This window comes from Chloroflexota bacterium (assembly GCA_015478725.1).
Lineage (GTDB): Bacteria > Chloroflexota > Limnocylindria > Limnocylindrales > CSP1-4 > C-114.
In genome coordinates, this window is the sequence record JADMIG010000001.1 from 92,499 (window position 1) to 117,454 (window position 24,956).

27 protein-coding genes are annotated in these 24,956 nt (G+C 72.0%); 22 read left to right on the forward strand and 5 right to left on the reverse strand.

The window, feature by feature from the left end:
- The first annotated feature begins 1 nt into the window (after nt 1).
- Nucleotides 2-925 carry an ABC transporter ATP-binding protein gene (locus IVW53_00400; GenBank protein ID MBF6604031.1) on the forward strand — a complete coding sequence of 308 codons (924 nt, stop codon included), beginning with the start codon at nt 2-4 and terminating at the stop codon, nt 923-925.
- A 7-nt stretch (nt 926-932) separates the two neighbouring features.
- The gene (locus IVW53_00405; GenBank protein ID MBF6604032.1) at nt 933-2,033 is read left to right on the forward strand and encodes an ABC transporter permease; all 1,101 of its coding nucleotides are present in this window, start codon (nt 933-935) and stop codon (nt 2,031-2,033) included.
- A gap of 6 nt (nt 2,034-2,039) precedes the next feature.
- On the opposite strand, the gene IVW53_00410 is transcribed toward IVW53_00405, so the two are convergent.
- Together IVW53_00410 and IVW53_00415 are read right to left on the reverse strand one after the other, a co-directional pair.
- A complete protein-coding gene (locus IVW53_00410; GenBank protein MBF6604033.1) occupies nt 2,040-2,591 on the reverse strand; it encodes a nitroreductase family protein in 552 nt (183 codons plus the stop codon).
- Nucleotides 2,588-3,658: an alpha/beta fold hydrolase gene (locus IVW53_00415; protein MBF6604034.1), complete on the reverse strand. Its 1,071-nt coding sequence runs from the start codon at nt 3,656-3,658 to the stop codon at nt 2,588-2,590. Before IVW53_00415 ends, IVW53_00410 begins: the two co-directional genes overlap by 4 nt.
- Nucleotides 3,659-3,699: 41 nt before the next feature.
- Between IVW53_00415 and IVW53_00420 the strand changes: the two genes are divergently transcribed.
- From IVW53_00420 to IVW53_00445, 6 genes are all read left to right on the forward strand, one after another.
- Nucleotides 3,700-4,479 carry a J domain-containing protein gene (locus tag IVW53_00420; protein MBF6604035.1) on the forward strand — a complete coding sequence of 260 codons (780 nt, stop codon included), beginning with the start codon at nt 3,700-3,702 and terminating at the stop codon, nt 4,477-4,479.
- Nucleotides 4,480-4,882: 403 nt separating this feature from the next.
- The gene (locus IVW53_00425) at nt 4,883-5,470 is read left to right on the forward strand and encodes a hypothetical protein (GenBank protein MBF6604036.1); all 588 of its coding nucleotides are present in this window, start codon (nt 4,883-4,885) and stop codon (nt 5,468-5,470) included.
- A gap of 39 nt (nt 5,471-5,509) precedes the next feature.
- A complete protein-coding gene (locus tag IVW53_00430) occupies nt 5,510-7,210 on the forward strand; it encodes a methylmalonyl-CoA mutase (protein ID MBF6604037.1) in 1,701 nt (566 codons plus the stop codon).
- 52 nt (nt 7,211-7,262) lie between these two features.
- A complete protein-coding gene (locus tag IVW53_00435; protein ID MBF6604038.1) occupies nt 7,263-7,751 on the forward strand; it encodes a maleylpyruvate isomerase N-terminal domain-containing protein in 489 nt (162 codons plus the stop codon).
- Nucleotides 7,748-8,047: a hypothetical protein gene (locus IVW53_00440; protein MBF6604039.1), complete on the forward strand. Its 300-nt coding sequence runs from the start codon at nt 7,748-7,750 to the stop codon at nt 8,045-8,047. The genes IVW53_00435 and IVW53_00440 overlap by 4 nt, the downstream gene beginning before the upstream one ends.
- A 7-nt stretch (nt 8,048-8,054) precedes the next feature.
- Nucleotides 8,055-8,372, forward strand: a complete 318-nt coding sequence (locus IVW53_00445; protein MBF6604040.1) for a hypothetical protein — start codon at nt 8,055-8,057, stop codon at nt 8,370-8,372.
- Between the two features lie 16 nt (nt 8,373-8,388).
- On the opposite strand, the gene trxA is transcribed toward IVW53_00445, so the two are convergent.
- Entirely contained in the window at nt 8,389-8,736 is a 348-nt protein-coding gene (gene trxA, locus IVW53_00450) for a thioredoxin (protein MBF6604041.1), read from the reverse strand.
- A 48-nt stretch (nt 8,737-8,784) separates the two neighbouring features.
- Nucleotides 8,785-9,078 (reverse strand): helix-turn-helix transcriptional regulator, encoded by a 294-nt coding sequence (locus IVW53_00455; GenBank protein ID MBF6604042.1) that lies wholly within the window; start codon nt 9,076-9,078, stop codon nt 8,785-8,787.
- A gap of 213 nt (nt 9,079-9,291) precedes the next feature.
- On the opposite strand from IVW53_00455, the gene IVW53_00460 reads away from it, so the two are divergent.
- The 3 genes from IVW53_00460 (at nt 9,292) to IVW53_00470 (ending at nt 11,701) form a co-directional block, all read left to right on the forward strand.
- Nucleotides 9,292-9,579, forward strand: coding sequence for a hypothetical protein (locus IVW53_00460; GenBank protein ID MBF6604043.1), 288 nt, complete (start codon nt 9,292-9,294; stop codon nt 9,577-9,579).
- A gap of 89 nt (nt 9,580-9,668) precedes the next feature.
- Entirely contained in the window at nt 9,669-10,682 is a 1,014-nt protein-coding gene (locus IVW53_00465) for a homocysteine S-methyltransferase family protein (protein MBF6604044.1), read from the forward strand.
- 20 nt (nt 10,683-10,702) lie between these two features.
- On the forward strand, nt 10,703-11,701 hold the full coding sequence (locus IVW53_00470) for a threonine/serine dehydratase (GenBank protein ID MBF6604045.1): 999 nt from the start codon (nt 10,703-10,705) through the stop codon (nt 11,699-11,701).
- Between the two features lie 21 nt (nt 11,702-11,722).
- On the opposite strand, the gene IVW53_00475 is transcribed toward IVW53_00470, so the two are convergent.
- Nucleotides 11,723-12,139, reverse strand: a complete 417-nt coding sequence (locus IVW53_00475; GenBank protein MBF6604046.1) for a metallopeptidase family protein — start codon at nt 12,137-12,139, stop codon at nt 11,723-11,725.
- A 20-nt stretch (nt 12,140-12,159) separates the two neighbouring features.
- On the opposite strand from IVW53_00475, the gene IVW53_00480 reads away from it, so the two are divergent.
- From IVW53_00480 to IVW53_00530, 11 genes are all read left to right on the forward strand, one after another.
- Nucleotides 12,160-13,137 (forward strand): alpha/beta hydrolase, encoded by a 978-nt coding sequence (locus IVW53_00480; GenBank protein MBF6604047.1) that lies wholly within the window; start codon nt 12,160-12,162, stop codon nt 13,135-13,137.
- Nucleotides 13,138-13,195: 58 nt separating this feature from the next.
- Nucleotides 13,196-14,296, forward strand: coding sequence for a histone deacetylase family protein (locus tag IVW53_00485; protein ID MBF6604048.1), 1,101 nt, complete (start codon nt 13,196-13,198; stop codon nt 14,294-14,296).
- Nucleotides 14,297-14,336: 40 nt separating this feature from the next.
- Nucleotides 14,337-15,017, forward strand: coding sequence for a GTP cyclohydrolase I FolE (gene folE, locus IVW53_00490; GenBank protein MBF6604049.1), 681 nt, complete (start codon nt 14,337-14,339; stop codon nt 15,015-15,017).
- The gene (locus tag IVW53_00495) at nt 15,017-15,781 is read left to right on the forward strand and encodes an SDR family NAD(P)-dependent oxidoreductase (GenBank protein ID MBF6604050.1); all 765 of its coding nucleotides are present in this window, start codon (nt 15,017-15,019) and stop codon (nt 15,779-15,781) included. Before folE ends, IVW53_00495 begins: the two co-directional genes overlap by 1 nt.
- 45 nt (nt 15,782-15,826) lie before the next feature.
- On the forward strand, nt 15,827-16,231 hold the full coding sequence (locus tag IVW53_00500; GenBank protein ID MBF6604051.1) for a cobalamin B12-binding domain-containing protein: 405 nt from the start codon (nt 15,827-15,829) through the stop codon (nt 16,229-16,231).
- Between the two features lie 74 nt (nt 16,232-16,305).
- Nucleotides 16,306-17,289, forward strand: coding sequence for a methylmalonyl Co-A mutase-associated GTPase MeaB (gene meaB / locus IVW53_00505; GenBank protein ID MBF6604052.1), 984 nt, complete (start codon nt 16,306-16,308; stop codon nt 17,287-17,289).
- Nucleotides 17,286-18,161: a 3-hydroxybutyryl-CoA dehydrogenase gene (locus tag IVW53_00510; protein ID MBF6604053.1), complete on the forward strand. Its 876-nt coding sequence runs from the start codon at nt 17,286-17,288 to the stop codon at nt 18,159-18,161. The genes meaB and IVW53_00510 overlap by 4 nt, the downstream gene beginning before the upstream one ends.
- 17 nt (nt 18,162-18,178) lie before the next feature.
- The gene (locus IVW53_00515) at nt 18,179-19,360 is read left to right on the forward strand and encodes an acyl-CoA dehydrogenase family protein (GenBank protein ID MBF6604054.1); all 1,182 of its coding nucleotides are present in this window, start codon (nt 18,179-18,181) and stop codon (nt 19,358-19,360) included.
- A gap of 47 nt (nt 19,361-19,407) precedes the next feature.
- Nucleotides 19,408-20,646 carry an acetyl-CoA C-acetyltransferase gene (locus IVW53_00520; protein ID MBF6604055.1) on the forward strand — a complete coding sequence of 413 codons (1,239 nt, stop codon included), beginning with the start codon at nt 19,408-19,410 and terminating at the stop codon, nt 20,644-20,646.
- Nucleotides 20,647-20,802: 156 nt separating this feature from the next.
- On the forward strand, nt 20,803-22,323 hold the full coding sequence (locus tag IVW53_00525) for an aldehyde dehydrogenase family protein (GenBank protein ID MBF6604056.1): 1,521 nt from the start codon (nt 20,803-20,805) through the stop codon (nt 22,321-22,323).
- Nucleotides 22,324-22,345: 22 nt separating this feature from the next.
- Nucleotides 22,346-24,604: an MMPL family transporter gene (locus tag IVW53_00530; GenBank protein MBF6604057.1), complete on the forward strand. Its 2,259-nt coding sequence runs from the start codon at nt 22,346-22,348 to the stop codon at nt 24,602-24,604.
- Nucleotides 24,605-24,956: the final 352 nt, after the last annotated feature.

Genomic DNA, 24,956 nt, shown 5'->3' on the forward strand with positions numbered 1-24,956 from the left:
GATCGAGGCGACGACGGTCATCCGCGCCGTCGAGGTCCACAAGACCTACGGCGCCGTCCACGCCGTCGACGGGGTCTCGTTCCATGTCGCCCGTGGCGAGGTCTTCGGCCTCCTCGGACCGAACGGGGCGGGGAAGACGACGACGGTCGAGATGCTCGAGGGCCTCCGCCGGCCCGACTCCGGCAGCCTCGAGGTCCTCGGCATCGACGTGGCCCGCCAGCCGGACGCGCTGAAGCAGCGGATCGGCGTGACGCTCCAGACCGCCGAGCTCTACCCGAAGCTCACCGTCGTCGAGGTGCTCGACCTGTTCCGCAGCTTCTACCGGCGGACCATCCCGACGGACCGGCTCATCGATTCGCTCGGGCTCGGCGAGCGCCGGCTCGCCCAGACACGCCAGCTGTCGGGCGGCCAGCGGCAGCGACTGGCGGTCGCGCTCGCCCTCGTCAACGATCCGGAGGTCGTCTTCCTCGACGAACCCACAAGCGGCCTCGACCCGGCGGCGCGGCGATCGCTGTGGGACCTCATCCGCGGCCTCAAGGCGGAGGGCAAGACCATCCTCCTCACGACCCACTACCTCGAGGAGGCGGAGATCCTCTGCGACCGCCTCGCGATCATGGATCACGGCCGGATCATCGCCCTCGGCACGGTCGATGAGCTCGTCGAGAGCCGTTCGTCGGAACGGACGATCCGTTTCGACCGGATCGAGACACTGGCCGAATCCGACCTCGCCGCCCTGACCGGCGTCGACCAGGTCGCCAACGATGACGGGGTCACGCTGCTCTACACGCGGGATGTCCCGGGCACCATCGGCGGGCTGCTCGCGGCGACGAACGCGCTCGGCGTGGAGCCGGAAAACCTCGGCATCCGGCGACCGTCGCTCGAGGACGTCTTCCTCGACCTCACCGGCCGCGCACTGCGGGACTGACCACCGGATGACCGCCCTGCTCACGCTCACCCTCGCGAACATCCGGAGCTTCCTGCGGGATCGGGCGGCGCTCTTCTGGACCCTCGCCTTCCCGCTCATCTTCGTCATCCTCTTCGGCCTCATCTTCCAGGGCGGGAACAGCACCCTCAAGCTCGGCTGGGTCGATCTCGACGGATCGGCGGCCTCGGCCGGGCTCCACGACGCGTTCGCCTCGGTCAAGGGGATCGCGCTCACCGTCGAGTCGCACGATGCAGCGCTCGAGCAGATGCGGAGCGGCAAGGTGAGCGCCGTCCTCGAGGTGCCCAGGGGCTACGGTGCTCGGGTGGCATCGGCCGGTGGCGGCGCCTCGGCTGCGGCCGGAGCTCCGGCGACGATCACCGTCTACACGGACCCGAGCCAGGCGTCGACGACCGGGCTCGTCGAGCAGGTGGTCGGTGGCGTCCTTGGGGTGGTCAACCTCGGCGGTCGCCCGCCGATCGTCGAACCCGTCGTGAGGAGCGTCCAGACCCAGGATCTCAACGGGATCAGCTACCTCGTCCCGAGCATCCTCGGGATGGCGCTCATGCAGCTCGGCGTCTTCGCGGCGATCCCGCTGGTGGCCGATCGGGAGAAGAAGATCCTCAAACGGCTCAGCGCGACGCCGCTCCGCCGCTGGCAGCTCGTGGGCAGCAACGTCCTCATGCGCCTCCTCATCGCGATCGTCCAGACGCTCATCATCGTCGGCGTCGGCTCGCAGGTGTTCGGCCTCCAGATCGCCGGGAATCTCGCCGTCCTCGGCGGCCTCGTCATCCTCGGCGCACTCGCCTTCATCTCGCTCGGCTACGTCATCGCCTCGTTCGCGCCGTCCGAGGACGCGGCGAACGGGATGACGAGCATCGTCCAGTTCCCGCTGATGTTCCTGTCCGGCACCTTCTTCGTCATCGACCAGATGCCCGGGCCACTCCAGCTCGTCGCCCGATTCCTGCCGCTCACGTATCTGTCCGACGCGCTCCGTCAGGTGATGGTGAACGGCGCCGCGTTCTCGCCGCTGTGGGTCTGTGTCGCGGTCCTCGTCGGCTGGACCGCCGTCTGCTTCGGGATCTCGGCGCGGTTCTTCCGCTGGCAGTAGCGCCCGCTACCAGCGTTCCTCGTGGACGAGCTCGTCGAGCCGGCGGCGGCCACCCGCCCGGAGCGACCGGGTGAGTTCCGACGGATCCGCCGGGTAGCCGAACGAGAGGAGGTACTCGCAGCGTCGGTCCGTCGGGTAGCCGAGGAGCCGACGGGCGAGGTCGTGGTCGTAGACGGTCGCCGGGCAGCTGCCGATCCCGAGCTCCCATGCCGCAAGCTGTATGTTCGCCGCCGCCTGGCCGAGGTCGAACAGGATCGAGAGCGGTGCGTCGGGCCCGTGCGGATCCGGTGTCACCAGGGCGATCGCGACGGCGGCCCCGGCGACGTGCCCGGCCCACGGTCCCACGGTCGAGAGCTCGCCGAGGTGGGTTCGGTCTCGGCAGACGATGAACTCCCAGCGCTGGAGGTTCTTCGAGCTTCCCGATCGCCGGCCGGCGTCGAGGATGCGGCTCACGTGGACCGGTTCGAGCGGTCGATCCGTGAACCGGCGGATCGCATGACGAGTGGCGATGGCGATCCAGGCGCCGCGGACCGTCGGAGCGCCGTCGGACGGGGTCATGTCGACGCCGGCCCGGTCGGCGCGGCCCCCGTCCCGATCGCGAGGGCGCTGAACGCCTCGTCCGCCTCGGCGATGCGGGGCGCCGCCACCGCCGAGGCCCGGTCCGCGGCCTCGGTCGGCGAGAGCGGTCCCCCGAAGGCGTCCGCGAGGAACGAGGCAACCGCGCGACGATACGACTCGTGCTCGTGGAGCCAGCTGTGGTTCCCGCCCTCGACGATGAGGGTCTCGACGCGCCGCGCGCCACCGCCGCGGGCCGCCCGCGCCAGCCGCTCGAGGTGCGAGACGGGGACAACGGCGTCCGCCGACCCGTGGACGAGGAGGATCGGGCCCTCGTATCGCGTGATCGCCCGGCTGGCCGACAGCGCACGGACCGCATGCCCACGCGGTCGCAGGTAGACCCGCGTCGTCAGCTCGGCGAGCGGCGTCGCGAACGGTTCGGGGATCGGGAGTGAGGCGAGACGGAAGGTCTGGCGCGTGAGGCGTCGCGGATCCGCCGGTGCGGAGAGGCTCACGAGGGCGGTGCAGCGATCGCCGGCCCGCGCCGCGGCGATGATCGCGCCGACCCCACCGAGCGAGTGGCCGAGCACGGCGACGGCCGTCACCTCCGCTCGGGCGCTGAGCGCAGCGAGCGCCGCCTCGGCGTCCGCGGCAAACTCGCCGACGCTGATCGGCAGCCGCTCCGGCGGGTTTGCGCCATGGCCGCGGACATCGAACGTAAGGACATGGAATCCCGCGGCGTGGAGCACCTCGGCGTGGGGCAGCGTCCGCGACCGGTTCGACTCCCAGCCGTGGACGATGACGACCCCCGGACCGGGGGCCCCGTCGCGGGCGGGGATGAACCACCCCGGGAGCGCGGCCGCGGAGGATGGGACGGACAGCTCCACGAACGGCAGCCCGAGGTCGGCCGGGCTGACGGTCGGTGGCCGGCGCCGCGGGTAGCCGGCCCGGACGCGGTAGATAAGGGCGAACCGGTAGGCCGCCGCGAGCGGGGCACCCACGAGCCCGGTGAACAGGCCGAGCCGGGCGAGCGGGCGACGGATGGAGCTCATGTCCACAGGGGACGTCACCCGGCGTCGCCTGTCAAGCGCGGGCCGGTAGACTTCGGACGATGCCCGACAGAGACCCACGCGACGTTCTCGGGGTGGCCCGGGACGCGAGCCAGACGACGATCAAGGCGGCCTGGCGGCGCCTCGCCCGCGAACACCACCCGGACGTGGTCGGCGCGGATCCGGCGATCGCCCGCGCAGCGACACGACGGATGGCCCAGATCAACGCAGCGTATGAGGCGCTCCGCGACGCTCCGACGCCCGTTTCGGCGCAGGCGGCGCGACGAGGTCCAGCCGCCACGGACGAACCATGGGCCGGATCGACTGTGCGTCCTCCGTCCGGCCCGCCGCGCGCCCGGCCGACGCGCCCCGTCACCCGCCGTGTCGACACGACGGACACGTTCCAGCCGCGGAATCGGCCGACGACCGTGCGGCCGCATCGGAGCGCCCGTGAGCCCGGACAGTCGCCGCCGCGGACCATCGTCATCGACCGCGAGCCGCCGCGTGCCTCCGATCCCACCGGCCCGCTCCGTCGCTCACGGGCCCGATCGTTCGTCGCACCTGACCCGCCGGACTTCGATGCGGCCCTCGCGATGGAGGTGGCGTTCGGCAAGTTCCGTGGCCACACCCTCGGCGAGATCGCGGCCTTCGAACCGTCGTACATCGACTGGATCGCTTCGACGATCACCCGCGAGCCGGGGCTCGTCGCCGCCGCGCGGGTCATCCGCGACGACCTCGATCGCCGCGGGGTCGTCCGTCGCCGGCGGGAGACGGACCGCCAGCGGCGCGATCGGGAGCGGCACGTTCGGGAGTGGTCGAGGATCTTCGGTTCGGACGACTGACCCGCGATCGGCCGGAATCTCGATCGCCTCCCGTTGGCCGGGAGGCGATCGATGGGTGGCGCTCGAACGATGAGTCCAGCCGTACCGCGATCCGGGCCTGCTGGCCGAATGATCGTGGTTACTCGGCTCGTGGCCGGTGTCCGGATGCTGGCCCACGACCGCCCATGTGCTCCTGGGCAGGCCGCCTGTCCGTCCATCGGCCCGTGACCGACGCCCCAGGGAGTTCCCGGTATCGTCGCGGTCCGGCGTGCCCAGACTGTATGGCCCGCCCGGGCGTCAGGGGAATGGCTCCTCCGTCCCGGTGCGGCGCGGGCGATGGTCGGGCGCATGCGGGCACCATCCCGGGACGGACGTACCAGATGCGTCGGCGCACCGCGGGCGCACCCCGGGTACGCTGTCCGACGTGTCGCCGACGGTCCGCCGCCTTGCCGCCGTCGTCTGCGCACTCGGCCTCCTCGCCGCGGCCTGCGGCGGCTCCCCGTACACGCGCTTTGATCCATCGTCGGCCTGCACGACGGACGGCCGCTTCGCGGGTGCCTATCCGAGGCTCGAGGCGCAGGTCCCGACGATGCTCGACGGCCGCGGTCCGGACACCCTCGACTCCGGCCGGAACTGCACGCCGAAGGAGCTCGGCACGCTCGCGAACCACGGGATCCGCGAGGTCCGCTTCGCCGGCGGGACGTGGAACCTCTCGGCGAATGCGGGGATCACGCTCGCCGTGTTCAGCGGCCAGGGGCTCACCGCGGCCTGGCTCGGCGAATGGTACGAAGCGAGCGCCCGAGCCGCCGCGAACACGAGGAACATCGATCCGAGTCGGCCAACGATCGACGGCCGACAGGGCTACCGGCTCGACACCGTGAACGGCGACTCGAACCAGACCGTCATCACATGGGACTCGGCGAACGGCGATGCCGTCTACGTCATCGTCGCGGCCGATGCGCCCGCCACGCTCATCGCGGCGGCGATCAACGCCTTCCCGGTCCACGGCTGACGTCCGTTCCGGGGCGAACGCGGTGCTAGGATCGGACGCATGACCGATCGGGCGAGCGAACGATCGCGCTGGGAGACCGAGCGACTCGAGCCTGCCCTCGCCCGGACTCCCGAACGCCGGGTGCGCTTCTCGACGATGAGCGACGTGGAGGTCGAGCGGCTCTACGGCCCGTGGGATGTCGCGGCCGCCGGGGCGGCATCGTCGGACGTCCTCGACCCGCCGTCCTCGATTGGCTTTCCCGGCGAACCGCCGTTCACCCGCGGGATCCACCCGACCGGCTATCGGAGCCGGCTCTGGACGATGCGGATGTTCGCCGGCTTCGGGGCCGCGGAGGACACGAACGCGCGATTCCGCCGACTCCTCGACGCGGGCCAGACCGGGCTCTCGATCGCCTACGACATGGCGACCCTCTACGGCTACGACACGGACGACCCCGAGGCCGATGGAGAGTTCGGGACGTGCGGCGTCGCCGTCTCCTCGCTGGCCGACATGGAGGTCCTCCTCGACGGCCTGCCCCTGGACCGGATCAGCACATCGATGACCATCAACGCTCCGGCAGCGCCGATCTGGGCGATGTACATCGCGGCCGCCGAGCGGCGCGGCGTGCCTCGCGCCGCGCTCGAGGGGACGCTCCAGAACGACATCCTCAAGGAGTTCGTCGCCCAGAAGGAGTACCTGTTCCCTCCGGATCCGTCGCTCCGCCTCGTGACGGACACGATCGAGTTCGGGACCCGCGAGCTGCCGCGCTGGAACACCGTGAGCATCAGCGGCTACCACATCCGTGAGGCCGGCTCGACCGCCGTCCAGGAGCTCGCGTTCACGATCGCCGACGGTCTCGCCTACGTGGACGCGGCGATCGCCCGCGGTCTGCGGATCGACGACTTCGCGCCGCGCCTGAGCTTCTTCTTCAACAGTCACAGCGAGTTCTTCGAGGAGATCGCGAAGTTCCGCGCGGCGCGGCGGATCTGGTACCGCCTCATGACCGAGCGCTACCGGGCCGAGAACGAGCGATCGACGTGGCTCCGCTTCCACACCCAGACGGCCGGCGTCTCGCTCACCGCCCAGCAGCCCCTCAACAACCTCACCCGCGTCGCCCTGCAGGCCCTCGCGGCGGTCCTCGGCGGGACCCAGTCGCTCCACACGGACGCGTACGACGAGGCGTGGGCGGTCCCTTCAGCGGACGCGGCCCTCCTCGCCCTTCGCCAGCAGCAGATCCTCGCTGAGGAGACGGGTGTCACGAGCACCGTCGATCCGCTCGGCGGGAGCTGGTTCGTCGAGGCCCTGACGGACGAGACAGAGCGGGCGGTCTGGCGTTACCTCGACGAGATCGATCGTCGCGGCGGGATGGTCCGGGCGATCTCGGACGGCTACCCGCAGCGGGAGATCGCCGATGCGGCGTATCGGTTCCAGCGCGAGCTCGACGAGGGCGCGCGCTCGATCGTGGGCGTCAACGTCCATGCCGACCCCGACGAGCAGATCGCGATCCCGCTCCTCGAGGTCCCGGAGTCGTCCCTCCGGGCGCATCTCGGACGGCTGGATCGGACGCGCCGGGAACGCGACGGCGAGGCGGTCGCGGCCGCGCTCGCCGGCCTTCGCGAGGCGGCGCGACGTCCGGGCGGCACGGACTCGAACCTCATGCCCCACTTCCTCCGCTGCGCGACGGCCCATGCGACGCTCGGCGAGCAGTGCCGCGTCCTCCGCGAGGTGTTCGGCGAGTACCGGGAACCCGTCGCCGTGTGAGCCGCGGCCGCGGCGACCGACGCCGCGCCCGGGCCGCGGCTACGATTGGCCGATGATGTACCTCAGCGCGATGGAATTCCTCGAGGAAGAACGCGATGCGTGGCGACCGTACGAGGCGCTCGCCGGTCTGTCCGACGCGGCCCTCGAGCGCCCGGTGGCCGCCGCGCACGGCTGGTCCGGCCGCGAGCTCATGGCCCACCTCGCCGCCTGGCTCGAACAGGCGATCACCGTTGCTCGCGAGCTCGCGGTCGGCGAGACGAGCGCCAGCCTCGAGCGCCTCGACGCCGAGTGGGCCGCCGGGGGCGATGCGGTCAACGCGCGGATCTCGGCGGACTGGGCGGCGCTGCCGCTGAGCGAGGTCCGGGCACGGTTCCTCGCCGCGCCGGGCGAGCTCCGCGGCACGCTCACGGTCGTGCCCGAGACGCGCTGGGTGAAGCACACGAGCCACATGCGGTCGTTCGTCGACGAGACAATCGATCACTACGTCGATCACGCCGCGGACCTCGGCGCGATCCTCACGGCCGCCTCGGCGACGGCGTGAGCGAGTTCCGTGACGTCCTCGCGGGGCGCGCGGCGGCTCTCGAAGCGGAGCGTCGCGATGTCGCCGGAGGCACGGAGTTCATCCGCGGCGGGACGGTCTTCGCCAGCCTCGTCGGAGGGACGATGAGCGTGCGCCTGGATCCCGCTGTCGCACTGGCGGCGATCCGCACTCCGGACACCACGGCGTCGCCGCTCGGTGCCGAATGGGTCGCGTTCGGCCCGACCGTGCTCGACGATCACGCGGTCGACCGGGCGGCCGCCTGGTTCGACGCCGCCTGGCGGCGCGCGGCCGGCTGACCCGGCGATGGGACCGATCTCCTCGTACGTGCGCGACGCGATGCTCGCCGCCGCGGAACGGGCGAGAGTCGAGCGCATTCCGCTCGTGCGGATCTTCGGCTACGACGGGCGGGCGGTCTTCTTTCAGCACGTCCTGACGGACGACGCGGTCGTCGTGGAGGACGTCGCCGCGCTCGTCCTGGCGGTGGGCCACGAGCCGGTCGACGGCCTGCTCGCGGACCTCGAGGGCTATCCGGGCGAGGTCCGCGCGATCGGCGATTGCCTCGCGCCGCGGACGGTCGAGGAGGCGGTCCTCGAGGGGCTCAAGGTCGCCACGGAGATCTGACGATCGGCCGGTCCGCTCAGGCGCTGGCCTTGGGCGTCGCGAGCTCCGTGAGGCCAAACTGGACCTCGAGCTGCTCGAGCGGTCGGAAGCCGACGACGCCCATCGGCTGGGCGCCCGGCTTGAAGAACGCGATCGTCGGGATGCTCATGATGTTGAACTTCCGCGACAGGCCGGGATTGGCGTCGACGTCCACCTTGACGACGTCCACCGCGCCGTCGTACTTGGCGGCGAGCTTCTCCATCTCCGGGGCGACCATCTTGCACGGACCGCACCAGGTGGCCCAGAAGTCGACGACCGTCGGTTTGTCGTTGTTGAGGACGAGGTCCTCGAATGTCGCGTCGGTCGCCACCTTGATCTCGGCCATCGCCGGGTGATCCTTTCTCCCGCGCTCGCGGGATGCCGTCCGGCCGCCCTAGCGGGCGATCGTCTGGATGAGTCGATACGCCTCGAGGACGCGCGTGTCCGCGAGGCGGTAGAAGATGGTGTTGCCGTCCCGTCGTGTCGTGACGAGGCCCGCGCTCCTGAGCACGGCGAGGTGCTGGCTCATGTTCGGGACCTGACAGCCGACCCGGACGGAGAGATCGCTGACCGAGAGCTCGCCGGCGGCGAGGGACTCGAGCACGCACAGCCGCTTGGGATCCGCGAGCGCCCGGCCGACGGCGGCGAACCGCTGGCGGTCAAGGTCGCTCGAGACGCTGGCGATCATGGTCACCCGGGTAGTCTGTCACTGATTGCGCAAGTACGCAAGTGCCCCTTGCCAGTGCGCGGGCAGGCGCGGTCCCGTTCGGCCTGTTGCGGCTCCGGGTCGTGGAGCGGATTTGACGGGATCGCCCGGCGGCCCGATGGTAGAGGTCAGGTCGCAGGCGCCGGGCTCCGATTCCGTCAGTCCGAAGCGCGCGATGGATCGGACTCGAATCTCATGGCTCGAACACCCTTCTCACAGTCTGAAGCGCACATCGTCGTCAGCAGCGACGGCTATTTCGATGTCTATCCGCCGATCGATCGATCGAATGGGGACAGGCCCTCCTATCGCGGCGAACTCGCGGAGCTCGGCGCCGGGATCCGCGGTGCAGACGACCGGCTCGGGATCCGGCCCGGGTCCGTTGCACTCGCCGACGCCGTGCGTGCCTGGTCCACCGTCCATGGTGCGGCCGCCGTCCGTGGCGACCTCGGCGGTGGGCGCGACGGCAACCGAACGGAGGCGTGAGCGGCGCGTCGCCGATGGGGCCGCCGGATAGCGGTTCGCCCAGCGGCGCTCGCGCCGTACGATGGCGGCCCACAGGAGGGCGAGCGCGGATGGAGCAGCGAGGACGGCGTCGTCGCGATCCGGGCGGACGAGGCACGGCCGAGGCGGCGGACCGCGCTCGCGCGTCGATGCCACTGCCCGGCGGTGGGCCGCTGCGGCCCGCGGCGCCCGGCCCGGCGAACGTGCGCTGGCGCGACCTTCTCGCGTCGGATCAGACGATCCTCGCCGATGGCGCGATGGGGACGATGCTCTTCGCGGCGGGACTCCAGTTCGGCGACCCACCCGAGGTCTGGAACCTCACCCAGCCGGAGATCGTCCGGCGGATCCACCGCGGCTACCTCGAAGCCGGGTCGAGCATCGTCATGACCAACACGTTCGGCGGCAACCGGCTCCGGCTCAGTCTCCATGGTCTCGAGCGACGCGTCGCCGAGCTCAACCAGACGGCGGCGATCCTTCTTCGGGCGGAGGTCGAGGCGGCCGGAGGCCGGGCCCTCGTGGCCGGCGACATCGGGCCGAGCGGGGCGATCCTCGCTCCCACCGGGACCCTCGACTACGAGGAGGCCGTGGACGTCTTCGCCGAGCAGGCGACGGCGCTGGTGGCCGGCGGGGTCGATCTCATCTGGGTCGAGACCATGTCCGACCTCGCCGAGATCCGGGCCGCGATCGAGGGCGTCCGCCGGGCGTCCGCGAACATCGCGCTCGTCACGACGATGACGTTCGACACCCGAGGCCGGACGATGATGGGCGTCACGCCTGAGCAGGCCGTGATGGCGCTCAGCGACTGGGGTGCGGACGCGGTCGGCGGCAACTGCGGGAATGGGCCGGACGAGCTGATCCGGGTCGCGACGCGGATGCGGGCGGTGGCGCCGGAGGTGACGCTCGTGGCGAAGTCGAACGCCGGGATGCCCGAGCTCGTCGACATGCGCGCCGTCTACCGCTCGGAGCCCGCGACGATGGCTGTCCAGGCGCTCGCGATGCGAGACGCCGGAGCCACGATCATCGGCGGCTGCTGTGGGACGACGCCGGAGCATCTCCGGGCGATGGCCGACCTCCTGTCCGCCTGACGTCGCCGATGTCCGACCATATCGTCCCGTTCGAGGCGATCCTCGCTGCCCGCGAGGTGATCGCCGGGCGGGTCCACCGCACGCCGATCCTCAGCTCCGCGACCGCGGCCCGCGTGGTCCTCGCCGCGGGTGGTCCGGCGGTCGTCGGGGGGACGATCCACGTCAAGGCGGAGCACCTTCAGGTCACCGGCTCCTTCAAGCCGCGAGGGATGACGAACAAGGTCGCCTCGCTGTCGTCCGATGAGCGCCGCCGCGGGATCGTCACGCTGTCCGCGGGCAACGCCGCCCAGGCCTACGCGTGGGCCGGCCGGGAGGCCGGCGTCCGGGCTACCGTCGTCATGCCGGAACGGGCCGTCCGTTCGAAGGTCGACGCCTGCCTCGGCTACGGCGCCGAGGTCGTCCTTCATGGCGCCGACATCGGTGCGACGCTGGCCCGGGTGAAGGAGCTCGAGGCGGAACGAGGCCTCGCCTATTGCCATCCGTTCGATGACCCCGCGGTGATCGCGGGCCACGGGTCGGTCGGGCTCGAGATCCTCGACGACCTGCCGGACGTCGACGTCGTCGTCGTGGGCGTCGGTGGTGGTGGGCTCATCAGCGGGATCGCCGCCGCCGTGAAGGAGCGCCGGCCGGCCGCCCGGGTGTACGGCGTCGAGCCGGAGGGCGCGAACGCCGTCGCCGTCGCGCTCGAGCGGGGTGAGATCGTCACGGTCCAGCCGCAGACGATCGCCGATGGGCTCGCCGCCCCGTTCGCCGGCGCATGGACGCTCGCCATGTGCCAGCGCTATCTCGATGGCCTCGTCCTCCTCGACGACGCCACGATCCTCGCCGGAGTTCGCTTCGCCGCCGAGCGGATGAAGCAGGTCCTCGAGCCGGCCGGGGCCGCCGCACTCGCGGCCGTGCTCTTCGGGCGGATCCCGATCCTGGCCGGCGATCGGGTCTGCGTCGTCGCCTCGGGTGGGAATGTCGAGACGGCCCGGCTCGGGCCGCTCCTGGAGGCCGCCGCGCCGCTTCCCGCGTGACGGGCGTTGGCTGCCGGTGCGCTACTCGATCCCGAGCTCGGCGAGCCGTTCGTCGTCGATGCCGAGGTGGTGGGCGAGCTCGTGGAGGATCGTCAGGCGGATCTCGGCGGCGAGCTCGGCCGGCTCCGGGAAATCCTCTTCGAGCGGCAGGCGGAACAGGCTGATCTTGTTCGGCACCGCGGCGAGGTCGGCGCCCCACTCGGTCCGGGGCACGCCCTCGTACAGGCCGTACAGGGTCTCGTCCGGGGCAAGGTCGCTCTCGCGCCGCTGGTCCGGCGACGGCTCGTCCTCGATGACGATCGCGACCTCCTCGAGCGCGCGATCGAACGGCGCCGGGATCCGGGCGAGGACGCTCTCGACGATCGCCTCGAACGGGCGATGCCTGGCCGGCGGGATCTGTCGCGGGGCGCTTCGGGAGCCGCGGCGGCGTTTCGGCATCGTCCGCGTATCGTACGGCCGTGACCCACGACGATCCGCGCCTGACGGACCCGGCCGACCTCCGTCTCGACGAGCGTGCCGTGGCCGAGCCCGATCCGGCGGCCGAGCCGAGCGGGTTCACCGTCGAGGTCGACCCGGCCGACCGGATCCACTTCCTCGACTGGGGCGCTGCCGTTCCAGGCTCGGTTGCGCCGCGGAACGGGGTCCTCGCGATCCACGGGCTGTCGCAGACAGCCTGGACGTGGGCTCCGGTCGCGCGGCGCCTCGCCGGCGAGCGTCGGGTCGTCGCGATGGACCTTCGCGGGCACGGGCTGTCGGACGCGCCGACGCACGGGTACGACGAACGGACCCTGGGTGGCGACGTCATCGCGGTGGCGGAGGGAACGGGCCTGCTCGACGATGCGTCCGTCGCCGGTCCGACCATCCCGGGTCTCGTCGTCGCGGGTCACGGCTTCGGCGCGATCGTCGCGGCGTGGGCCGCCCGCGAGCTCGGGTCGCGGTGCCGCGGCCTCGTCCTCGTGGACGGGGGCTGGGAGGCGATCGCGACAACGAGCGGACTCGAGCCCGAGGAGTTCCTCGGAGCGATCGAGGAGCCGCCCGAGGTCCTCCGCTCGCTCGGCGCCTATCTGGCCGACCGCCGATCGTTCGATCCGCCGACGTGGGACGCCGACCAGGACCGGGCGGCCAGGTCCGCCGTCGTGGAGCTGCCGGCCGGTCGGGTCGTGTCGTCGACCCGCCCGCACGCCCTCGCCGGCTCCGTGGAGGCGATGTTCGCGTACCGCCCGCTCGAGGTCCTCGGCGACGTCAGGGTGCCGATCGTCGCCCTGATCGCGGCGGATCCGGACGGATCGCGGGAGGCGGAGCTCCGCGACGCGCGACGGGTGCGGATCGCTGCCGGCCGCTCGCCGATCGAGGTCGTCCGCTTCCCGGCGGATGCCCACAACCTCCTCCGCTATCGGCCGGCGGCCGTCGCCGCCGCGATCCGCACGTTCGACTGACCCGCTCGGCGGCGCGGTCGGTACGATGACCGGGCTCAATCGTCGCCCGGAGGTTCAGATGCGCGTCGTCTACTCGCCGGCCCACCTCGGCCACGAGATCGTCAGCGAGACCGTCATGGGCCGGCCCATCCCGGCCAACGAGGTCGCCGAGCGGGCGGAACGGATCCGCGCCGCCCTGGAAGCGGACGGCGGGTTCGTCATCGGAGGTCCCACCGAGCACGGCGAGGCACCGCTCGCCGCGGTACACGATGCGGGGCTCATCCGCTTCCTCGAGGAGGCCTTCGCCCAGCTCCGAGCCGAGGGCGTCGCTCGACCGGCGCTCATCCCCGAGGGGTTCAACGTGCGGGGTCTCACGGAAGGGATGACGCCGCCCGGCGAGCCGCGCCGGGCGATCTCCGGCCGGGCCGGGTACTGGGCGCTCGACACGTCCACCCCGATCGTCGCCGGGTCCTACGTCGCCGCCCGGGCGGCCGTCGACGTCGCGCTGACGGCGGTCGATCTCGTTCTCGGCGGCGAGACAGCCGTCTACGGTCTCTGCCGGCCGCCCGGCCACCACGCGGCCCGTTCCGTCTACGGCGGCTACTGCTTCTTCAACAACGCGGCCGTCGCGGCCGAGTCGATCGTCCGGACGACCGGCGAGCGGGTCGCGATCCTCGACGTCGACTTCCATCACGGGAACGGGACCGAGCAGATCTTCTGGCGTCGCGGCGACGTCCTCTACGTGTCGATCCACGCCGATCCGGACCGCCAGTACCCGTACTACCTCGGCCGGGCGGATGAGACGGGGGAGGGACCGGGGATCGGCGCGAACCTCAATCTTCCGCTGCCAGCCGGGACGACGAACGAGCGCTACCTCGTCGCGCTCGATCGGGCACTCGAGGCGATCGCCTCGACACCCGGCTCGATCGTCGTCGTCTCGCTCGGCTTCGACACCTATGCCCACGATCCGATCGGCGACTTCGCCCTCACGACGGACGCCTATCACGAGGTGGGCCGGCGGGTGGCTGCCCTCGGACGGCGCCTCGTCCTCCTCCAGGAGGGCGGCTATCACCGGCCGTCCCTCGGGGCGAACGCTCGAGCGTGGCTGCGCGGGGCCGAGGGACGCCCGTTCGATCCACTGCCGGCGGTCGGGTTCACCTCCGCCGGCACGGCCGGCTGAAACCGGCCATGATCGACGCGACGTACCGCAGGCCGAGGAGATGACGACGCTGCCCGACCACGTTCGACGCCTGGTCGCCGAGATCGAGACGGAGATCGGCGAGAGCCCGGATCTGCCGGTCGCCGGGATCGAGAGCGACGACCCGTCGATCGCGGCCGGCTCGGTGGAGACCGCGGTGACGCGGATCCTCGAGGAGATCGGTGAAGACCCGGACCGCCAGGGGCTCGTCGGCACGCCGGCCCGGGTCCACCGGATGTACACCGAGCTCACGGCGGGCTATCACGTCGACGCGGATCGGCTCATCAACGGCGCGATCTTCGACGTCGCCTACTCCGAGATGGTCATCGTCAAGGACATCCCGTTCTACAGCCTCTGCGAGCACCACCTGCTGCCGTTCTTCGGCACGGCGTCCGTTGCCTACATCCCGCGTGGCCGGGTCCTCGGCCTCTCCAAGATCCCCCGCATCGTCGAGATGTACGCCCGGCGGCTCCAGGTCCAGGAACGCCTGACCCAGCAGGTTGCGGCCTTCCTCGAGGAGCGGCTCAATCCGCAGGGCGTCGGCGTGGTCATGGAGGCGACGCACCTCTGCGCGGTGATGCGTGGCGTCCGGAAACCGGGCATGGTGATGACGACCTCCGCGGTCCTCGGCCTGTTCCGCTCGCGGGACAAGACGCGGGCCGAGTTCCTCGCCCACCTCGAGCGCCGGCCGCCGGGCGCCTGATGGACCTGGGATTCCGCGACCGGGTGGTCCTCATCACCGGTGCCGGCGGCGGCGTGGGCCCGACAGTCGCCGCGGCCTTCGCCGCGGAGGGTGCGGCCGTGGCGCTTCATCATCGGAGCGCGACGGACGGTGCCTCGCGGGCGGCGGCAGCCGCGTCCGGGATCGTCGACGGGGGCGGCCGGGCGATCGCGGTGGCCGCGGACCTCACCTCCACCGACGAGATCGCCGCGATGATCGCGACGATCGAGGGCGAGCTCGGCCGCGTCGGCGTCCTCGTCACGGCGACGTCCGCCTATCGGAGTGACCCGTTCGCCGAGATGACGGACGACACGTGGTCGGCGGTCGTCGACGACATGCTCGGCGCCACGTTCCGGGTCTCCCGGGCGGTCGTGCCGGGGATGCGCTCGGCGGGCTGGGGCCGGATCGTCCACATCGCCGCCCGGTCCGGCCTGGTCGGCGTCGCCGGCGCCGCGCACTATGCGGCGGCGAAGGCGGGGATCGTCGGCCTGACCGCGTCGCTCGCCAAGGAGCTCGGTCCGGACCGGATCCTCGTCAACGCCATCGCGCCGACCCAGATCCTCACCGAGCACGAGGGCACGCCATCCATCCCGCCGGAGCGCCAGGCCTCGCTCGGACGATTGATCCCGCTGCGCCGCGTCGCGGTCCCGGCGGATCTCGCCCCGCTCGTCGTGTGGCTCGGATCGGCGGCGAACACGTTCGTGTCCGGCGAGACCATCTCGCTCACCGGCGGCGCCCAGAGCTGAGCCCGCGACGACGACACGGCTCGCGCCGCCGGCTACCATCGGCGCATGACGGAGCGCCCGATCAAGGTCCTCATCGCGAAGCCGGGCCTCGACGGCCACGACCGCGGCGCGAAGGTCCTCGCCAGGGGCCTGCGCGACGAGGGGTTCGAGGTCATCTACACGGGGCTCCGGCAGACGCCGGAGATGATCGCGAGCGCGGCCCTCCAGGAGGACGTCGACGTCGTCGGCCTGAGCATCCTCTCCGGCGCCCACATGACGCTCGTGCCACGGGTCTGTGCGCTGCTCCGCGGGCAGGGACAGGGGGATGTCCTCGTCACGGCGGGCGGGATCATCCCGGACGACGATGTGCCGGCACTCCGGGAGGCGGGCGTGGCGGCGGTCTTCGGACCGGGAACGACGATCGGGTCCGTGGCGGCATTCTTCCGGGCGAACGTCCCGACCCGGACCTGATGTGACCCCACGCGTCGTCCGGCCGGCGCCCAGGGAGCGACCCGATCGAGCCTGATGCCCGCGCCGACCCGCTCGTGGCCGCGGCGCTCGCCGGCGACCGGCTCGCGCTTGCCCGGCTGCTCAGCGCGGTCGAGGACGGGGGCGCCGTCGCCGAGGCGGCGATCCGGCGGTTGTACGGCAGGGCAGGGCGGGCCCACATCGTCGGCATCACCGGACCGCCGGGAGCTGGCAAGTCGACCCTGGTCGCGACGCTCATCCCGCTCGTCCGGGCGGCCGGGCGATCCGTCGCCGTGATCGCGGTCGATCCGTCGAGCCCGATCACCGGCGGCGCACTCCTCGGCGACCGGGTGCGGATGCAGGCCTTCGCCACGGATCGCGACGTCTTCATCCGTTCGATGGCGACGCGCGGTCACTCCGGGGGTCTCGGCCCGACCACCGGGGCGGCGGCGGCGGTCCTCGATGCGGTCGGCTTCGACCTCGTGCTCGTCGAGACGGTGGGCACGGGCCAGAGCGAGGTCGAGGTGGCCGCGACGGCCGACACGACCGTGGTCCTCGAGGCGCCGGAGATGGGCGACGAGGTCCAGGCGATCAAGGCGGGCCTGCTCGAGGTCGCCGACATCGTAGTTGTTAACAAGGGCGATCGCCCGGGCGCCGCGCGGACGGCGAGCCAGCTGCGGGCGATGCTGTCCGCCGCAGCGCCGCGGCGCGAGATCGGCGATGAGCGGCCGCGCCCCAAACGGCCCGAGATCCTCATCGCGACCGCCGCCACCGGCGCCGGCATGGCCGAGCTCCTCGCGGCGCTCGATCGCCACCGCGCGTCCCGGGGCGGAGGTCGCCCGTCAGATCCGAGCCGACGCGCGCGGGCCGAGTCGCAGGTCTGGGCGATCGTCGGCGAGCGCGTGCGGCGCCATCTTGGTGACGCGAGGTTCGGGGAGGACACCCGCGCCACGCTCGACGCTGTGGCCGGTCACACCATGGATCCGTACAGCGCGGCGGACCGGCTCCTCGCCGTCCTCGAAGGCGCGTCGGCCGATCCTCGTCCGGAGGAACACGCATGACCGAGTCGAAGCGCACCCTTGGCGCGGTCCTCGTCGCCGGCGCCGGGTTCATGGGCCACGGCATCGCCCAGGTGATCGCGGCGTCGGGCCGATCCGTCCGGCTCTATGAACCCGAGCTCGCCCGCGCCGAGGCGGGCCGAGCCCGGATCGCGGACAACCTCGACCGGGCGGTCGCGAAGGGTCGGATCGAGCGCCAGGCACGCGACGCGACGCTCGGCCGGGTCGAGCCCACGGACGACCTCGCCGCGGCCGGATCGGTCGATCTCGTGATCGAGGCCGTGTACGAGGAGGTCACGGTCAAGACGGCGCTCTGGCGAGAGCTCGATCGGGTCGCTCCGGGGCCGGCGATCTTCGCCACGAACACCTCGTCGATCTCGATCGAACGGCTCGCCGCGGCCGTCTCCCCGACTCGCCGGGCGCGGTTCGTCGGGGTCCACTTCTTCAGCCCGGTCCCGGTCATGCCGCTCATCGAGCTCATCCGCGCCTCGACGACGGACGACGCCACGGTCGAGGCGATCCGCGGCCTCGCCGTGGACCTCGACAAGCGGATCATCGCCGCTGCGGACCGGCCGGGGTTCATCGTCAACCGGATCCTCATGCCGTTCCTCGCCGAGGCGATGCGCGGGTACGAGGAGGGCCTCGGGACGGCCGAGGACATCGATGCCGGGGCGCGGCTCGGGCTCAATCACCCGATGGGCCCACTCGCCCTCGCCGACTTCATCGGCCTCGACGTCTGCCTCGGGGTCATGCGGGTCCTCCACGAGGGCCTCGGCGGGGAGCATCGGCGGCCGCCCGCGATCCTCGAGGAGCTCGTTGTGGCCGGCCACCTCGGCCGCAAGTCCGGACGCGGCTTCCACCGCTACGAGGACTGAGGGTGGAACCGTGGCCGCTGACCGAAGAGGAACGGCTCCTGGCCGCGACGGCCGCCGGGTTCGCGGACCGCGAGGTGGCGCCCGGCGCGATCGAACGCGATGAGGCCGAGCGGTTCGACCGGTCGGTCTTCGCCCGGATGGGCGAGCTCGGCCTCACGTCGGCGCCATTCCCGGAGGAGGCCGGCGGCGGCGGCTTCAGCTATGTCGGCTGGACGCTCGTCATGGAGGCCATCGCGCGGGCCGAGATGGCCGCCGCGGTCACCCTGTCGGTCCACGTCCTCTCGCAGTTCCCCGTCCTGTCCTGGGGAACGGCCGAGCAGCGAGCCCGCTGGCTGCCGGCGATGCAGGCCGGATCCGCCCTCGGCGCGTTCGCCCTGACCGAGCCGGAGGCGGGCTCGGACGCGGCGGCGATCCGGCTGCGGGCCACGCGCCACGCCGCCGACGGGACGGAGCTCCCGCTCGACGCGCCGCCATCGGCCGTGGTCGAGTACCGCCTCAGTGGATCGAAGATCTGGATCTCGAACGCTCCGGACGCGGAGCGCTACCTCGTCTTCGCGACGATCGATCCGGAGCGCGGACGGGCGGGGATCACCGCCTTCCTCGTGGAACATGGCCGGGACGGCTTCGGGTTCGGTGCCCACGAGCGGAAGATGGGGATCCGCGCCTGTCCCACCTCCGAGCTCGTGTTCGACGGCTGTCGGGTCCCCGCGACCGACCGCCTCGGCGGCGAGGGAGAGGGGTACCGGATCGCCCTGTCGGCCCTCGGGGAGGGGCGCATCTCGATCGGCGCGGCGTGCGTCGGGCTGGCCCAGTCGGCACTCGATCTCGCGGCCGCTCATGTCCGCGAACGGCGGGCCTTCGGCGGACCGCTCGCCGACCAGCAGGGGATCCGTTTCATGCTCGCCGAGATGGCCCGGGATGTCGCGGCGGCGCGGCTCCTCGTCCGGGCGGCGGCCGCGGCGAAGGATCGTGGCGAGCCCCTCGCGGAGCTGTCGTCGCTCGCGAAGTGGACCGCCTCCGATGTCGCGATGCGGGTCGCGACGGACGCCGTCCAGCTGTTCGGCGGGTCCGGCTATTCCCGCGAGGTCGGGATCGAGCGGCTCATGCGCGATGCGAAGGGTGCCCAGATCTACGAGGGCACGAACCAGATCCACCGGCTCATCGTCGCCGACGAGGTCCTCCGCCGGGCGGCGGGGTAGGGGGCGCTCGTCCGGACGCTCCGTGTAGACTCCGGGCCGTGACGGAGGTGCGGGGCGCGAACGGGTCGGTCTTCCTCGTCAGTGCGGCGCGGACGCCGATCGGGCGGTTCGGCGGAGGCCTGGCGGGGACGCCGGCGACCGAGCTCGGCGCCGTCGCGATCCGGGCCGCGGTCGAGCGGGCGGGCCTCCCGGCGGAGACGCCGATCGACGAGGTCCTCATGGGCCAGGTGCTCCAGGCTGGCGCCGGCCAGGCGCCGGCACGTCAGGCGGCCCTCGGAGCGGGACTGGCGGTCACGACGAGCGCGACGACGATCAACCGCGTCTGCGGCTCCGGGCTCAAGGCGATCATGCTCGCGGCCGCCGAGATCCGGGCCGGCGATGCCGAGGTGGCCGTTGCCGGCGGGATGGAGAGCATGGACGGCGCGCCGTACCTCCTGCCGAACGCTCGCTTCGGCTACCGGCTTGGCGACGCCACCCTCGTCGACGCGGCGGTCCGGGACGGCCTGTGGTGCGCGATCGAGGGCTGCCACATGGGCACCCACGCCGAGCGCGTCGCGATCCGCGACCGGGTGAGCCGCGAGGACCAGGATGCGTTCGCGCTCGAGAGCCATCGTCGGGCGATCGCCGCGATGGACGCCGGCCGCTTCGCGGACGAGCTGGTCCCGGTCACGACCCGCGACGCGAAGGGTCGTGAGACGGTCGTCGCGGCGGATGAGAGCCCTCGCCGCGACACGAGCCTCGAGACGCTCGCCCGCCTCCGTCCTGCCTTCGACCTGCCGTCGGCGGAGTCCGCCGATCGCGGCGACGCCGTCGCGGGGACGGTGACCGCGGGCAACGCCCCGGGCATCACGGACGGGGCGGCGGCTACCGTCGTCGCGAGCGAGCGCGCGGTGGAGCGACTCGGCCTCCGGCCGCTCGCGAGGATCGTCGGCTACGCCCAGGCGGAGGTCGAGCCGAAGTGGCTGTTCCTCGCGCCGGTCGTCGGCGTCCGCCGGCTCCTCGAACGGATCGAGCTGCCGATCGAGGCCTTCGACCTGGTCGAGATCAACGAGGCGTTCGCGGCGCAGACCCTTGCCGATGGCCGCGAACTCGGCTTCGACTGGGCGAAGGTCAACGTCAACGGCGGGGCCATCGCCCTCGGCCACCCGATCGGCGCGTCCGGCGCGCGGATCGTCGCGACCCTCCTGCACGAGCTGCGGCGCCGGCAGGGCCGCTACGGCCTCGCGACGCTCTGCCTCGGGGGCGGCGGGTCCGTCGCGATGGCCTTCGAGCGGGTCGTTTCCTGAACGACGCCTCCCCGTCCGCTCGCGGCGCCTGCCCGGCCGCTCGCGGCACTGATAACGGGACGAACCGCCAGCGAGCCCGCCGCCGACACCGGGCCCGCCGCCTCGGGGGCGCCAGCAGGATCCGACGAGCCGGTCGGGCCGCCTAGAATGCCGCGCATGGCACCATCAGGCGAACGGACGGACGCCACGCCGCCGACATTCCGCCACTTCATCGCCGGCGAATGGGCGGACTCCACCTCCGGTGGCACGTTCGAGAGCCGCAACCCGGCCGACCTGTCCGACGTGATCGGACGATTCCAGGGCGGCACCGCGGCGGACGTCGCGCGCGCAGTCCGGGCCGCGGACGTCGCCGGCGGACTCTGGCGGCGGACGCCCGCTCCCAAGCGTGGCGAGATCCTCTACGCGTTTGGTGCCCTCCTCGCGCAGCACAAGGAGCGGCTCGCCCGGGCGATGACCCGCGAGATGGGCAAGGTGCTCGCGGAGTCCCGCGGTGACGTCCAGGAAGGCATCGACATCGCCTTCCTCATGGCCGGCGAAGGTCGCCGGATGTTCGGCGACACGACCCCGTCCGAGCTGCCGGACAAGTGGGCGATGAGCGTGCGGGTCCCGATCGGGATCGCCGGCATCGTCACGCCGTGGAACTTCCCGATCGCCATCCCATGCTGGAAGATGATGCCGGCCCTCGTGACCGGCAACACCGTCGTCTTCAAGCCCTCGAGCGACACCCCGCACTGCGCGACCCTCCTCGTCGAGCTCATGGCCGAGGCCGGCTTCCCACCGGGGACGGTCAACCTCGTGACCGGCTCGGGGGCCGACGTCGGCGACGCGATCGTCGACAACCCGGACGTCCCCGTCGTCAGCTTCACCGGCAACACGGAGACCGGCCGACGGATCGCCGAACGGACCGCTCGGCGACTCAAGCGCCTCTCGATGGAGCTCGGCGGCAAGAACGGCATCGTCGTGCTCGCCGATGCGGACCTCGACCTCGCCGTGGACGGCATCCTCTGGTCGGCCTTCGGGACGACCGGCCAGCGCTGCACCGCGTGCAGCCGGGTCATCGCCGATCGTCCCGTCCTCGAGCCGCTCCTCGAACGCCTTGAGCGTCGCACCCGCGCCCTGCGGCTCGGTGACGGCCTCGATCCGGCGACGGATGTCGGGCCGCTCGTCAACATCCCGGCCCGCGAGAAGGTGGAAGGCCACGTCGAGGTTGGGCGACGGGATGCCGAGCTCGTGACCGGCGGGCGGCTGCCCGCGACCGCGTCGCTCGGTCGCGGCGTCTTCTACGAGCCGACGATCTTCGCCGGCGTCGCGCCGATGGACCGCCTGGCCCAGGAGGAGATCTTCGGCCCGGTCCTCTCGGTCATCGCGGTCGATGGCTACCAGGAGGCGGCGATCGCCCTCAACCAGACCCGCTACGGGCTCTCGTCGAGCATCTACACCCGCGACGCGAACACCGCCTTCCGGGCGATGCGCGACTTCGAGACGGGCATCGTCTACGTCAATGCCGGCACGATCGGGGCGGAGACGCATCTCCCGTTCGGCGGCGTGAAGGCGACGGGCAACGGCCACCGCGAGGCCGGCCACGCCGCCCTCGACACGTTCACCGAATGGAAGTCGATCTACGTCGATTTCAGCGGCCGCCTGCAACGGGCCCAGATCGACAACCAACCCGCCTGATCCGAACCGAGAGCGTCCCCCCATGAAGACCGCCACCCTGTTCACCTCGTCCCGCGATCCGTGGACGGTCCGCGTCGCTGGCTGGAGCGCGCGCCACCGATGGCGCATGCTCGGAGCGTGGTTCGTCGTCACGATCGGCCTCTTCGTGGCGAGCCTCGCCGCTGGCGGGATGAACACGCGGGGCGCGGTCTCGCAGGACCAGCGCGCGAAGTACGAGTCGGCGCATGCCTACGACGTCTTCGACGCCGGCGGCACCGCCGAGCCGACCCAATCGGTCTACGTCCTCCTCTCCGATCCGTCGGGGACCGTCGCCGACCCGGCGTTCTCCGCTGCCATCGCCGACGCCGTCGTCCGTCTCGCCGCCCTCCGTTCGGTCGTGAACGGGGCGGACGGCCCGACCTTCGCCCAGGTCGCGGACCCGCTCTCGGCACCGCCCCAGGCGGGCCTCGTCTCACCGGATCGGTCGACGGTCCGGATCGTCGCGACCGCGAAGGGTGCCGGAGACGTCATCACCCAGCGTCTCGCTCCGGTCGGCGGCGCCATCGCGGCCATCCGCGCGGCGAACCCCGACCTCCTCGTCCACGGCCTCTCGAACACGCTCGCGAACGAGCAGATCAGCCAGGTCGTCAACGCCGACCTCGACGGTTCGCTCCGCCTCACGATCCCGCTCACGTTCGGGATCCTCCTCCTCGCCTTCGGCGCCGTCGCCGCGGCCGTGATCCCTCTCGTCCTCGCGATCACGGCGCTCCTCGCGGCATTCGGGGTCCTCGGCCTCTACAGCCAGTTCGTCAGCCCGGTGAGCCCGTACGCGAGCCAGCTCGTCGTCCTCATCGGCCTCGCCGTGGCAGTCGACTATTCGCTGTTCATGCTCAGCCGGTTCCGGTCCGAGCAGCGACGCGGCCGGGCGAAGCTCGACGCGATCCACGTCGCGTCGAGCACGGCAGGGCGAGCCGTCTTCTTCTCCGGCCTGGCGGTCGGGATCTCGCTCGCCGGGCTCTTCCTCCTCGACGATCCGCTGTTCAAGTCGATGGCGATCGGCACCATCGCCGTCGTCGCCATCGCGGTGGTCGGCTCGCTGACGTTCCTGCCGGCGGTCCTCGCCATCCTCGGCCGACGGGTGGACTGGGGCCGCATCCCGTTCTTCGGCCGCGAACAGCCCGAGGGAAGCGGGGCGTGGAGTCGGATCGTCTCGGCGGCGATGCGTCGACCGATCGTCGTCTTCGTCGTCTCGGCTGCCGCGCTCCTCGCCGTCGCGACCCCGGTGACGCGCCTCCAGCTCGGCCAGAGCGATCTCACCTCGTTCCCGAGCAGTGTCGACTCGGTCCAGGCGATCCGGCTCATGAACGCGAAATGGCCGCAGGGCTCGACGCTCGAGTTGCAGGTGGTGGTCACCCACGCCGATCGGGCAGCGACGCAGGCCGCGATCGCCGCGTTCTCCGCCGACGTCCTGCGGATCCCCGGCGTCTCGGCGCCGACGAGCACCCAGCTCTCGAAGGACGGCACCGTCGCCCTCGTCTCGTACACCCTCGCCGGCTCCCAGAACGATCGAGCGAACTGGGACATCGTCAGCCGGGTCCGCTCGCAGACGGTGCCGGCCCACTTCGGGGCCCTCGGCGACGTCCAGGCGCTCGTGACCGGCGACGCCGCGTACGCCTACGACGCCACCCAGCTCTACGTCGCCGGCATGCCCCAGGTCATCGTCTTCGTCCTGGGCCTGTCATTCCTCCTCCTGCTCGTCGTATTCCGGTCGCTCGTCATCCCGCTGAAGGCGATCCTCCTCAACCTCCTGTCCACCGGCGCGGCGTACGGGGTCCTCGTGCTCGTCTTCCAGGAGGGCTGGTTCCGCGACCAGCTCGGCGTCCAGCCCGGGATCATCGAGGCGTTCGTGCCGGTCTTCATCTTCACGATCCTCTTCGGGCTCTCGATGGACTACCACGTCTTCATCCTCACCCGAGTCAAGGAGGCCCGCGACCGGGGCGCGACGTCCGATGAGGCGGTCGCCCGCGGGATCGCCATCACCGCCGGCACCGTCACCAGCGCGGCGGCGATCATGGTCGTCGTTTTCGGCGTCTTCGTGACGCTCCAGCTCACGGCGATCAAGCAGCTCGGCCTCGGTCTCGCCGTCGCGATCTTCGTCGACGCGACCGTGATCCGGAGCCTCCTCCTGCCGGCCACGATGCGGCTCCTCGGCGATCGGAACTGGTGGCTCCCGCGGATCCTCGGCTGGCTGCCGCGGATCACCATCGAGGCACCGGACAAGCCGGAGGCCACTCCGGCCTGACGGGTCCGACCGGCGACGAAGCGGGTCCGAGCAACCGATGCCGGCCTGACCTGGCCCGGGTCCTGCGGTATCATCCGCCCGGGCCGGTAGCTCAACGGCAGAGCAAGTGACTCTTAAGTACGGCACTCCAAACGCCGTACCCTCCCGCGTGTCACCCATGCGAGAATCGACCTAGTTTCTTGCTCTAACGAGGGCAGTTCTTAGAGCAAGTAACGGCACCGATCGCGGTCACGGGCGCCGGGCCAATCGTGGTCTACGGATTCGCCTTCCGACCCTCGGCTCGCGGTCGTGACGATCGGCGTTGCCCGCCGTGGTTGCCCCAGGACGGCCGACAGGCTGTCGTGGCGACCAC